This window comes from Lysobacter sp. cf310, assembly GCF_900114355.1.
In the GTDB taxonomy this organism is placed as follows: Bacteria; Pseudomonadota; Gammaproteobacteria; order Xanthomonadales; family Xanthomonadaceae; genus Lysobacter.
Map to the genome: position 1 here is coordinate 201,491 of NZ_FOSS01000002.1, position 12,343 is coordinate 213,833.

Sequence of the window (12,343 nt, forward strand, 5' to 3'; positions counted from 1 at the left end):
CATGCGCAGCAGGCGGAAGCCTTTGACCTTCGGTCAGAAGAAGCGACAGCAAGGCAAAAGCAAATCCTCCCCAACCCTCCTTTTACAAAGGAGGGAGCTAGAAGCACAGAGGAAGTGACCCACATGCGCAGCAGGCGGAAGCCTTTGACCTTCGGTCAGAAGAAGCAACAGCAAGGCAAAAGCAAATCCTCCCCAACCCGCCCGGCCAGCAGGCATAGCCTGCCGGCGTTCACCCGTGCACGAACCTGCGGTTCGTAAGCCGCACAGCTTCACCCTTTTCCAAAGGAGGGAGCTAGGAGCAAGAGAAAGTGACCCGCATGCGCAGCAGGCGGAAGCCTTTGACCTTCGGTCAGAAGAAGCTACAGCAAGGCAAAAGCAAATCCTCCCCAACCCTCCTTTTGCAAAGGAGGGAGCTAGAAGCAACGGCAAGTGACCAGCATGCGCAGCAGGCGGAAGCCGTTGACTTCGTCCAGAAGTGACAACAGCAAAACAGAAGCAAATCCTCCCCAACCCGCCCGGCCAGCAGGCACAGCCTGCCGGCGTTCACCCGTGCACGAACCTGCGGTTCGTAAGCCGCACGGCTTCATCCTTGGATAAAGGAGAGAGCTAGAGCCAAAGCACCGAATATCAAATCGGCCGACAATGAAGAGCCGAGCGAGGCGCTAGCGCTTAGTAGTGATAGCCCGCCGCAAATTGTTGCGCGCCGCCGCGTCGTAACGCAGGTGGTAAAACTCGCTCAGATAGATGCGCTCGCGCTTGAGCAGCCCCTTGAGGAAACGGCGCCGATTGAGCCGGAACAACGGCCCCGGCACCTGCCCCCGATACTCCGAAGCGATCCCCCGATCGTAAGCATCGAACGCCTCCGGCGCCGCCCCCAGGATCGCCATGTCGCCATCCAGAAACAGCGCCGCCTCCTCGTCGACCTGGCTCGGATCGATCTGCCCATGGCGCGCGGTGAGATCGATCAACTCGACCACCCGCCGCACCTCGATGCCCGCCTCCGGCAGATAGCGCGCGATATGCGCCGCCGCCAGCTCGGCCGACCGCGCCTCGTTGTCGCGCCGTCCGGCCTGATAGATCGCATCGTGGTACAGCACCGCCAACGCCACCTCGACCGGCTGCCTCCAGCCCGGACCGGCCGCGACCTCGCCGTAGTGGCGCAGCACTTCGCGCACGTGATCGAAGTTGTGGTACGCCCGCGGCGGCGTCGCATAGGCGGCTTCCAGCTCGGCCCAGAGCTCGGGCGGCAGGACGATGGGCAGATCGACAGGCAATGAGGGCGACATCGACGACACGGTGACGGAGGGCCTGCGCGCATCTTGGCACCGAACGCGTCGGCGGCGCGCGAATCGGCGGCTACGCGGCAAGACCGGCAGGAAGCGCCCCTGCCCCGCACCGCCGCGCAAGCTCGTCGCCACGCGGGCCCGGACCGCTCAGCGCCCGCGATACGGCTCGCAACCGATGCCGTCGTTGTCGCGATCCAGATGCGGGCCGTAGCCGGGATCGCCGCGCCGCACCGGCGCGGCGCCGGCGGCGCGCGCCTGGCTGCAATTGCGATAGGCGCCCGAGCCGGACGCCGGCGCGTAGCCCTGCGCACGCGCGGGTGCGTCAGCGTTCGCATCGGGATTCGTATGAGCGGACCGCGTTCGCGATTCCGCCGCGGGCGCGCCGCGGTGGCAGTGGTAACCGCCGTTGCGGCGGTCGTTGTGGCAGCCGTCGCGGTTGAGACCGCCGCCGTGCGCCTGCGCCGCCGGCGAGCACAGCACCGACATCAGCAGCATCGCCCAGCCCCACGACCGCCAGCGCATGCGCGCCTCCGTCAGCGCGCCCCCGGCCCGTTCGGGCCGGAGGCGCCGGAATAAAGTGCCGGCGCGACGTTCACGGTGACGTCGCGCCGGCGTTCCTGAGAACAGGCGGATGCGGTGTCGCCGCCTCCGCCTGCTCGATCAGTACTTCTTCTCCAGGTTCAGCAGGATGCCATGGTCGCTGTCGTCATCGCTGCCGAACAAACCGCGGTACTCGAAGCGCAGGGTGAAGTCGCGCTCGGTGTGCAGGATCGCACCCAGTCCGAACACGAAACGGTTGCGCTCCAGCCCTTCGATCTCGGCCCGGTAGAACGGACCGGACAGCAGGTCGGCGTAGTTCATGGTGACCGCGCTGTCGTCCTGGAAGTCGTGCTGGTACTCGAAACGCAGCTGCGGCGAGAAGGTGCCGTAGCTGACCGGGATCTCGTAGTCGAGCCGCAGGCCGACGCTGGCCGTGGTGGTGTCGACGTCCTGATCCTGGTAACGCAGCGCATACACCGCGTCGCCCTGCTCGGTGTACCCGTCCAGACGCGCGCGGGCGATATCGACGCGGGCGTAGGGCGAGATGTGCAGGCGGTCGCGCTGGTAGTCGCCGCCGGCCGAGAACGAGGCGAACCACTGCGTGCCGTCGCGCTCGCCGCGCACGCGGCCGCCGTTGGCGGTCACGTAGCGGCGCGAGTCGAACGACAGCCACTGGTAGCCGAGCAGACCGTCGAGGAAGAAGGTCTCGCCCGGGTGGTAGCTGCCGTACAGCGCGAGCGTGTAGCTCTTGGCGTCGCTGCGGGTGCCGTTGCGGCCGATGTCGGTGTTGTCGCGGCCGTAACCGATACCGCCACCGATCGCGAACGCATCGTTGACGCGGGTGTCGATGCCGGCGCTGATGCCGGTGGTCTCGAAGTCGAAACCGGCGCTGCCCGAACGGCTGTCGCGGTCGCCGCTGTTGAGCGCGCCACCGGTCCAGATCGTGAACGAGCTCGCATCGCCGCCGCCCGACGCAGGCGCGGCGGTTTCCACCGGCGCCGCCTCGTCGCGGGTGGCGACCTGACGGCAGTCGCTGCCCGGGGTGCGGCGCACGTCGTCGGCGCAACGGCGATCCACGCCGAAGCTGATCCGATTCTGGAAGCGCGCGCCGTCGCCGTTGCCGCCGTGCATGCCCTCCATGCGCTGCTGGAAGTTGCCGATCTGCGAGGTGGCGAAGCGACGCGCGGCCGAGGTCTGCGCACCGAGCAGGCCCATGACTTCCGCATCCTGGGTCGGATCCGGACGGCCGGCGACGTCGAAGTCGATGGTCGCCGGGGCCGAGGTCGCATAGGCGTTGCTGAGCGTGAACGTGGCCGTGGCCGTGCCCGAGAACGAGGCCGCCGGAGTGAAGGTCAGGCGGTAGCTCGCGCTGGCGCCGCTGCCCGAGGACGCGATGGTCGCGGTGCCGGCACCGGCCGGCGTCAGCGAGACCAGGTTGGCGGCGGTGAACGGCCCACCGGTCGCGCCGGTGGTGAGCTCGACCGTGACCGGCGTGCCGGCGATCGCGGCGACCCGGCGCGACACCGCGACCGGCAACGGATTGACCGTGACCGTCGAGGTGATCGGCGCCGAGGGGCCGAAGGCGTTGTTCAAGGTGTAGACGATCGACACCGAGCCCGAGGCGCTGGCCAGCGGGGTGTAGGTGATGTTGGTGCCCGCCACGGTGGTGGTGCCCGTGGCCGGCGCGGTCACGATGGTGACGCCGGTATACGGACTGCCGGTGGCGCCGACCGTGGTGTCGATGGTCACCGGCTGGCCGGCCAGCGTGGTCGCGGCGCGCGGCTGTCCGACCGGCACCGGCAGCGGCGTGACCGTGATCGAGACCGTGGCCGGAGCCGACGTGCCGCCCGGGCCGATCGCGGTGTAGGTCAGCGTGTCCGGACCGAAGTACGCGGTGGCCGGGGTGTAGACGATGTTCAGTCCGCTGACCGTCGCTGTGCCGTGCGCCGGCGCCGAGGCGATCGCGATGGACGTGATCACGCCGGTGTCGTTGGCGGTGACGGCGATGGTCACCGGTTGCTGCGCCAGGGTCGTGGCGGTGTCGTTGTTGGCCACCGGCACGGCGTCGGCGATCACGATGGTGTAGTTCACCGTGGTGTTGTAGCCGGCGTCGTCGGTGGAACGGATCGCGGCGGTGTAGCTGCCGGCGGTGGTCGGGGTGCCGCTGAGCACGCCGGCCGAGCTGAAGGCCAGACCGACCGGCAGGTTGCCCGAGACGATCGAGTAGGTGTACGGCGCGATGCCGCCACTGCTGCTCAGGCTCTGGGTGTACGCCACACCGACCGTGCCGCCGGGCAAGGTCGCCGGCGAGATCGTCACGATCGCCGGGGCGATGGTGAAGGTGTACACGCGCAAAGCCGTCTGGCTGTTGGCGTCGGTCGACTGCACGGTGATGCCGAAGTTGCCGTCCGAACGCGGGATGCCGGAGAGCGCACCGCCCGAGGTGAAGCTCATGCCGACCGGCAGCGCGCCGGACGTCAGCGCGTAGCTGTAAGGCGCGACGCCGCCGGTGGAGCTGAACTGCACGCTATACGACACGGCCGCGGTGCCGTTGGGCAGGCTCGGCGGATCGATCGTGATCGCCGGGGTCGCTACCACGATGGTGTAGTTCTGCTGCAACGCGAACGGCGCGCCCGCGCCGGTGCTGGCATCGGTGACTCGCACGGCGATGTTGTAGTTGCCCGGCACGGTCGGCGTACCGCTGAGCACGCCGGCGGAGCTGAAGCTCACCCCGACCGGCAGCGAACCGGCGGCCAGCGAGAAGCTGTACGGACCGGTGCCGCCGCTGGCGGCGAAGTTGATGGTGGTGGCGACGCCGTAGTTCATCGGCAGGTTGCCGGCGGCCGGCGTCATGCTCAGCGTCGGCGCGCCGACGGTCAGGGTGAAGGCCTGGCCGACGGTGAACGGACCGTTGCCGGTGCTGGAGTCGGTGGCGCTGGCGTTGAGCGCGAACGAACCCGCCGCGGTCGGCGTGCCCGACACGGTCACGCTGTTGGCGGTGGTGCCGGTGATGCTCAGGCCCGCCGGCAGGTTGGCGACGTTGTAGCCGGAGAACGGCTGAGTACCGCCGTTCCAGGTGAAGGTCTGGCTATAGGCGCCACCGATCTGCGCCGTCAGCGGACCGCTCGCGGTCACGGTGATGGTCGGGTTGGACACGGTGATGGTCACCGTGGCCGGCGCCGAAGTACCGGCGCTGTTGGTCGCGGTATAGGTGAAGCTGTCCGGACCGGCGTAACCGGCGGTCGGCGTGTAGCTGATCGTGGTACCGCTGGCCGTCGCCGTGCCATGCGCCGCCGCTGCCGCCACCGCCACCGAGGACGGAATGCCGCCGGTGATGTTCAGCGTGATCGGATTGGCGCTGCTGTCGTAGGCCACCGTCGCCGAGACCGGGTTGGCCACCGGCACGATGTCGTTGACCAGCAGGGTGTAGCTCTGCGGCGCCGACGTGTACGGGCCGCTGCCGGTGCTGCTGTCGGTCGCGGTCAGGCTGAAGTTGTAGCTGCCCGGCGCGGTCGGCGTGCCGGTGATGCCACCGGAACTGCTGACCGACAGGCCCGGCGGCAGCGCGCCGCTGACCAGCGCGTAGGTGTATGGCGAGACGCCGCCGGTGGCGCCGGTCACGGCCACGCCATACGCGTTGGTCACGGTCGCGTTCGGCAGAGTCGTCGGCGGCAGGATCACCGTCGCGGCCGTGATCAACAGAGTGTAGGAGTTCGAGCCCGTGTACGGGCCGCTGCCGGTGCTGCTGTCGGTGGCGGTAACGGTGAAGTTGAAGGTACCGCCCGCCGTCGGCGTGCCGCTCAGCGTGCCGTTGCTGGCCAGGCTCAGGCCGGCCGGCAAGGCGCCGGCGGTGACCGCGAAGCTGTAGCCGGCGGTGCCGCCCGAGGCGGTGATGGTCTGGCTGTAGGCCTGGGCCACGCCGCCGTTGGGCAGGGTCGCCGGGGCGACGGTGATGGTCGCCGCGCTCACGGTCAGGCTGTAGGCGCGCGAACCGGTCTGGCCATGGTTGTCGGTGGCGGTGACGGTGAAGTTGAAGGTACCGCCCGCGGTCGGCGTGCCACTGAGGGTGCCGGTGCCGCTCAGGCTGACCCCGGCCGGCAAGGCGCCGGCGGTGACCGCATAGGTGTACGGCGCGATGCCGCCCGCCGCGCTCACGGCCTGGCTGTAGGCGACGCCGATCTGCGCGCCCGGCACGGTCGCCGGCGTGATCGTGATCGTCGGCGCGGCCACCTGCAGCACATAGTTCTGCGTACGCGCGAACGGTGCGCCGGTGCCGGTGGAGCTGTCGGTCGCGCGCACCGAGAAGGTGAACAAGCCGGTGACAGTCGGCGTACCCGAGAGCACGCCGGTGTTGGCGTCCAGACTCAGGCCGGCCGGCAAGGCGCCCGCCGACACCGCATAGGTGTAAGCCGGCGTACCGCCGCTGGCGACGAAGGTCTGGCTATAGGCCGTGCCGTAGGTCGCGTTCAAGGTACCGGCCGCCGGCGTCATGCTCAGCGTCGGCGCGCTCACGCTCAGGGTGAAGGCCTGGCCGACGGTGAACGGACCGTTGCCGGTGCTGGAGTCGGTGGCGCTGGCGTTGAGCGCGAACGAACCCGCTGCGGTCGGCGTGCCCGACACGGTCACGCTGTTGGCGGTGTTGCCGGTGATGCTCAAGCCCGCCGGCAGGTTGGTGACGTTGTAGCCGGAGAACGGTTGAGTACCGCCGTTCCAGCTGAAGGTCTGGCTGTAAGCGACGCCGATCTGCGCGGTCAGCGGGCCGCCTGCGGTCACGGTGATGGTCGGGTTGCCGACGGTGATGGTCACCGTGGCCGGCGCCGAGGTGCCGGCGCTGTTGGTCGCGGTATAGGTGAAGCTGTCCGGACCGGCGTAACCGGCGGTCGGCGTGTAGCTGATCGTGGTGCCGCTGGCGATCGCGGTGCCGTGCGCGGCCGCCGTGCCGATCGCCACCGAGGTCGGAACGCCACCGGTGATGTTCAGCGTGATCGGGTTGGCGCTGCTGTTGTAGGCCACCGTCGCCGAGACCGGGTTGGCGACCGGCGGGATGTTGACGATCTGCAGCGTGTAGCCACGCGGCGCCGAGCTGTAGGGGCCGGTGCCGGTGCTGCTGTCGGTCGCGGTCACGGCGAAGTTGAACGTGCCCGCGGCGGTCGGCGTGCCGGACAGCGCGCCGGTGCTGCTGCTCAGGGCGATGCCCGGCGGCAAGGCGCCTGCGGTGACGGCGTAGGCATACGGCGCGATGCCGCCGCTGGCCGGATTGAGCGTGGCGCTGTAAGCCACGTTCTGGGTGCCGTTGGCCAGCGTGGTCGCCGGCAGCAAGATGGTCGGTGCGGCGATCGTCAGCGCGTAGGCGCGCGAACCGGTGTGCGGCGCGCTGGTGCCGGTGCTGCTGCCGGTGGCGGTGACCGTGAAGTTGAAGAGGCCGCCCGCCGTGGGCGTGCCGCTCAGCGTGCCGGTGCCGCTCAGCGTCATGCCCGCGGGCAACGCGCCCGCAGTGATCGCGTAGCTGTACGGCGCGATGCCACCGCTGGCGGTGATGGCCTGGCTGTAGGCCGCCGCGACCGTGCCGTTGGGCAAGGTGGTCGGCGCGATCGCGATCACCGGCGGTGCCACCGCCAGGGTGTAGGCACGAGTGCCCGAGAAGTTGTTGGCGTCGGTCGCGCGCACCGTGAAGTTGAAGGTGCCGGCCGCGGTCGGCGTGCCGGTCAGGGCGCCGGAGGTGGTGTTGAGGCTCAAGCCGGCCGGCAAGGCGCCGGCGGTGATCGCGAAGGTGTAAGGCGCGGTACCGCCGCTGCCGGTGAAGGTCTGGCTATACGCCGCGCCCACGGTCGCGCCCGGAATGCTGGCCGGGTTGACCACGATGGTCGGCGCGACCACCACGGTCAGGGTGACCGTCTCGACTTCGAAATAGGTGCCCGGGCCGGTGCTGCCGTCGGTGACGCGAATGCCGAAGGTGTAGGTGCCCAGGGTGGTCGGGGTGCCGCTGAGGGTCGCGCCGCTCAGGCTCAGGCCTGGCGGCAGCGGGCCGGATGCGACTTCGTGGGCGTAGCTGTGCGGGGTGACGCCGCCGGTGGTGCTGAAGGTCACCGAATACGGAAAGCCCTGGGCCGCGTTCGGCGGCGTGGTCGGTGCGATCTGCAGGGTCGGGTTGGCGACGTTCGGGGTGTAGGTCTTGACGCCGCTGACGCTGCTGGAGTCGGTGGCGCGGATCGAGAACGCGGTCGCGCCGCGCTGGGTCGGGGTGCCGCTGAGCACGCCACCGCTGGTCAGGCTGAGCCCGACCGGCAGCGTGCCGCTGTCGAGCGCATAGGTATAGCCGCCGCTGCCGCCGGTGGCGGTCAGGGTCACGCTGAAGGGCGTGCCGGCGGTCAGGCTGATCGTGGCCGGGCCGATCACGATGGTCGAGGCCGGGCCGATCGCCACGGTGACGGTTATGTCGCCGCCGAGATCGTCCTGGATCACGAAGGTGTCGGTGGTCGCGCTGTCGCCGTTATGGGCGTAGGTCAGCGGCAGGTTGCTGCCGCTCTGCACGCCCACCGTGCGGGTGCCGTGCGGCGTGGCCGCGGTGCCGGCGGTGATGCCGAAGCCGCCATGGCAGTGATTGACGTTGATGGTCTGCGAGCCGCTGTGCGCGACCGACATGCTCAGGGTCGGGCAGAACGTCGATGGCGCCGCCATCGCGGCCTGCGGCCACACGCTCGCCAGGCATAGCAGCGCGGTGGCTAGCCACGAGAACCAGGAAAAGAAGACGTGCGAAGGCGCACGCGGCGTCTCCACGCTATGCGCAAAATGCTGATGCATGTTCTGCCCCTGTTGACACCGCACGAGCTCGATCGGCCGCTGGCTGTCGAACCGTCCGGCGAGACTCGAATCCCTGTCCGCGGACATCGGGCTTGCACCCGAGCCGCACCCCTTGCGAACTGCTCCCGCCCATTCAATCAGGATTCGATCAGCAAAGAAAGTGCCTACCACTTCACAGATTCGCATGTTGCACTGCCACAAAAAATTAGCTTGTACCGCATGCGGCCTGTGAGCGAGAGTAACGGCCGCACCGGACATGACGTCCCGTGCCACCATCCTTTTGGGGGAAAAGGTATGACCGAAGTCTTCCTCGGGCAGATCATGCTCACGGGGTTTGCGTTTGCGCCCAAGGGCTTTGCCCTGTGCAACGGACAACTCCTGCCGATCGCTCAGAACCAAGCGTTGTTTTCCTTGCTCGGCACGACCTACGGCGGCAACGGCACCACCAACTTCCAGCTGCCGAACATGCAGTCGCGGACGCCGGCAGGCTTCGGCAACTCGGTCGACGGCGGCTGGAACCCGGCGCCCTACCAGCAGGGCGAGATCGGCGGCGTCGAGAGCGTGACCCTGCTGCAGACCCAGATGCCCGGCCACAACCATCTGGTCAACGGCACCAGCGCCACCGGCGCCATCCGTAACCCGACCAACGGCCTGTACGGCACCAACAGCACCTCTATCTTCGGCCCCTCCAACGGCGCTCTGGTGCCGCTGCAAGGCATGGGAATGGCGGGCGGCAATCAGCCTCACGCGAACATGCAGCCCTACACCGTGATCAATTTCGTGATCGCACTGAACGGCATCTATCCGTCGCGTAACTGAGCCTCCGGCCAACCTTTACAGGAGTTTCCTATGAGCACCCCTTACGTCGGAGAAATCCGCATGTTCGGCTTCGGGCGCACCCCGAACGGTTGGTTCAACTGCGACGGTTCGTTGAAGTCCATCGCCGAATACGAAGTGCTGTACACCCTGATCGGCACCACCTATGGCGGCGACGGCCAGAGCACCTTCGCCGTGCCCGATTTGCGCGGCCGCGTGCCGCTGCACCAGGGCACCGGCCCGGGCCTGAGCACCCGCGTGATCGGCGAGATGAGCGGCACCGAGAGCGTCACCCTGATCCAGACCCAGCTGCCGCAGCACAACCACCCGCTGATGGCGACCACCGCCGCGGCCACCACCGGCACCGTCGGCGCCACCGTGCTACCCGCCGCGGTGGCGGGCGACACCATGTACGTCACCGACATCGCCGGTGCCACCCCCGCCGTCATGTCTCCCCTCGCGACCACGGCGATCGGCGGCAACCAGCCGCACGACAACCTGATGCCGACCCTCACGGTGCAGTACTGCATCGCCTGGGCGGGCGTCTTCCCGTCGCAGAGCTGAGCGGCCGTCGCGCATACAGAATCGAGGACTACGACATGACCGAACCTTTCATCGGCGAAATCCAGCTGTTCGGATTCAACTTCGCCCCGCGCGGCTGGGCCTCCTGCAACGGCGCCACCCTGGCCATCCAGCAGAACACCGCACTGTTCTCGCTGCTGGGCACCCAGTACGGCGGCAACGGCCAGACCACGTTCCAGCTGCCCAACTTCGTCAACCGCGCCGGCTGCAACCAGGGCCAGGGCGGCGGCCTCACCCCGCGCACCACGGGCGAGGTGTTCGGCTCCAACAGCGTGACCCTGACCCAGTCCACGATGCCTTCGCATAGCCATACGCTGACCCTGTACAACCAGCCGGATAGCAACAAGCGCACCAACACGCCGGCAGCCGGCAACTACCTGGGCGTGCCGACGGCCAGCAATCCGTTCGTCACCAACCCCACCGCCAACGCGCAGTTCGCCCCCAATATGTGCGGTCCCACCGGCGGCGGCCAGCCGCACGAGAACCGTCAGCCCTACCTCGCGTCGAACTTCTGCATCGCGTTGCAGGGCATTTTCCCCAGCTTCGGCTGAGGCCATGCAGGCACCGTCGCAGCCGCTGCCGTTCCCGCGCAGCGACGATAGGCAGGGCCGCGACGGCCGCCTGGCGACACCCGCGCTCCTGAGCGAGCGCGGGTTCGCATTGCGCCCCGCGCGCGACGACGATCTGCCCTGGCTGCGCGCCCTGTACGCCAGCACCCGCGCCGAAGAGCTCGCCACGATCCCTTGGCCCGACGAGGCCAAGCGCGCCTTTCTCGACAGCCAGTTCGCGCTGCAGCACCAGCACTATCTGCTGCACTACGCCGATGCCGACTTCCTCGCGATCGAACGCAACGGCGCTCCGGTCGGCCGCTATTACCTGCAAAGGGGCGCGCCCTATCACCTGATCGTCGATATCAGCCTGCTGCCCGCCGCGCGCGGCCACGGCATCGCCAGCGCCTTGATCGAACACAGCCAGCGCGATGCCGCCGCGCTGGGCCGCGGCCTGCACCTGCACGTGGCCTCGGACAACATCGGCGCGCAGCGCTTGTATCGGCGCCTGGGTTTCGTCCAGATCGAAGACAGCGGCGCTCACCGGCGCCTGTGCTGGCCGGCGCCCTGACCCTCGCGATCCGCTCAGGATGGGCGGCGTAAGCCGCGACCGCGCACCGTGCCGCACGATCGGCGCCCGCGCTCACGATGACTCAGATCAGGCTTGCGGGCATCCAACCGCCAAACGGACCCTGGGCCCGCTCCGCCCTCAGTTGAATATCGCCTGATACAAAAAGCCTTCGCGCTCGCGCGCGATCGGCACCAGCATGATCCCGATTTCGCCCACGCTGTCGTGGCGCATCAGATAGGTCTGCTGCGGGAACAGGAACGAGGAGGTATTGCGGAACAGCAGCGAGAACGGCGCGCGCGCCGCCCCCGGCATGGCCTGGCGTGGGTCTAGCGCCCGCGCCTCGACCAGTACGAACGGCACTTCGCCGTCGTTCAAGGCCGCCGAGAAGGTCTCGTTCACGTAGCGGGCGAAATGATCCAGCGTCAGCAATTCCATGCGGGTTCCCCTAAAACCTGGGAACCATGGTCGCCGCGCCGCACGCGCGATGCAAGCGCGCGCGGCGCGCCAGGCTCAGTACTGGCCCATGTAATCGCGCTTGCCGACCTCGACGCCGTTGTGGCGCAGGATCGCGTAGGCGGCCACCACATGGAACTGGAACTGCGGCAGGCCGTAGTGCAGCAGATAGCCGTGGCCGACGAAGCGACGCTCCTTGGGCGTGCCCGGGCGCAGCACCACCTCGCGCTCGTGGGCGCCGTCGAACAGCACCGGCTCCAGGCTGTCGATGAAGGCGGTGGTCTTGGCGACCAGCGCCTGCAACTGCTCCAGGGTGCGCTCGGAGTCGTCGTACACCGGCACTTCCGCATCGGCCAGACGCGCGCTCACGCCCTTGGCGAAGTCGCAGGCGATCTGAACCTGGCGCAGCAGCGGAAACATGTCCGGGTACAGGCGCGACTGCAGCAGCACCTCCGGATCGATTTTCTTCTCGGTCGCATAGGCCTGGGCCTTGTCCAGCAGCGCGCTGAGGCTGCCGAGGAACTGCTTGAACACGGGAACGGAGGCGGCGTGCATGGAAACGGTCATGGCGGGACTCGTGGGGTGAATCCGCCATGGTACGACGGCGCCGGCGTCCGACCACGCCCGCAAGGATGGATCGATGCGTCCTGCGGGCGGTGGCGTATGGGATGCGCGCTGGGGCGAGCGCATCGAAGCGTGGGCGGATCGTCTACGCAGCGGCTGTGAAGCAAATCCCTCTCAATCCC

10 protein-coding genes are annotated in these 12,343 nt (G+C 68.6%); 5 read left to right on the forward strand and 5 right to left on the reverse strand.

Annotated features, from left to right (window positions below; all coding sequences use genetic code 11):
* Nucleotides 1–258: hypothetical protein (locus tag BMZ45_RS21820; RefSeq protein WP_217643169.1), on the forward strand; the 258-nt coding region annotated here is incomplete at its 5' end.
* A gap of 404 nt (nt 259–662) precedes the next feature.
* Here BMZ45_RS21820 and BMZ45_RS07580 read toward each other — a convergent pair.
* From BMZ45_RS07580 to BMZ45_RS07590, 3 genes are all read right to left on the reverse strand, one after another.
* The gene (locus tag BMZ45_RS07580; protein ID WP_254776578.1) at nt 663–1,274 is read right to left on the reverse strand and encodes an HD domain-containing protein; all 612 of its coding nucleotides are present in this window, start codon (nt 1,272–1,274) and stop codon (nt 663–665) included.
* Between the two features lie 159 nt (nt 1,275–1,433).
* A complete protein-coding gene (locus tag BMZ45_RS07585; protein WP_217643170.1) occupies nt 1,434–1,808 on the reverse strand; it encodes an excalibur calcium-binding domain-containing protein in 375 nt (124 codons plus the stop codon).
* A gap of 138 nt (nt 1,809–1,946) precedes the next feature.
* Nucleotides 1,947–8,627, reverse strand: a complete 6,681-nt coding sequence (locus BMZ45_RS07590; protein ID WP_175488982.1) for a putative Ig domain-containing protein — start codon at nt 8,625–8,627, stop codon at nt 1,947–1,949.
* Nucleotides 8,628–8,921: 294 nt separating this feature from the next.
* Between BMZ45_RS07590 and BMZ45_RS07595 the strand changes: the two genes are divergently transcribed.
* From BMZ45_RS07595 to BMZ45_RS07610, 4 genes are read left to right on the forward strand one after another with little or no spacing between them, the layout of a single operon-like run.
* Nucleotides 8,922–9,446 (forward strand): phage tail protein, encoded by a 525-nt coding sequence (locus tag BMZ45_RS07595; protein ID WP_091634618.1) that lies wholly within the window; start codon nt 8,922–8,924, stop codon nt 9,444–9,446.
* Nucleotides 9,447–9,476: 30 nt separating this feature from the next.
* The gene (locus BMZ45_RS07600) at nt 9,477–10,007 is read left to right on the forward strand and encodes a phage tail protein (protein WP_091634621.1); all 531 of its coding nucleotides are present in this window, start codon (nt 9,477–9,479) and stop codon (nt 10,005–10,007) included.
* Between the two features lie 35 nt (nt 10,008–10,042).
* Entirely contained in the window at nt 10,043–10,576 is a 534-nt protein-coding gene (locus BMZ45_RS07605; protein WP_091634623.1) for a phage tail protein, read from the forward strand.
* Between the two features lie 4 nt (nt 10,577–10,580).
* Complete coding sequence (locus BMZ45_RS07610) at nt 10,581–11,144, forward strand: GNAT family N-acetyltransferase (RefSeq protein ID WP_091634626.1); 564 nt, start codon at nt 10,581–10,583, stop codon at nt 11,142–11,144.
* 138 nt (nt 11,145–11,282) lie between these two features.
* Here the strand turns inward: BMZ45_RS07610 and BMZ45_RS07615 are convergent, their stop codons facing one another.
* A complete protein-coding gene (locus tag BMZ45_RS07615) occupies nt 11,283–11,579 on the reverse strand; it encodes a DUF6916 family protein (protein WP_091634629.1) in 297 nt (98 codons plus the stop codon).
* Nucleotides 11,580–11,654: 75 nt separating this feature from the next.
* Nucleotides 11,655–12,164 carry a DUF1993 domain-containing protein gene (locus BMZ45_RS07620; protein ID WP_091634631.1) on the reverse strand — a complete coding sequence of 170 codons (510 nt, stop codon included), beginning with the start codon at nt 12,162–12,164 and terminating at the stop codon, nt 11,655–11,657.
* Between the last annotated feature and the right edge of the window lie 179 nt (nt 12,165–12,343).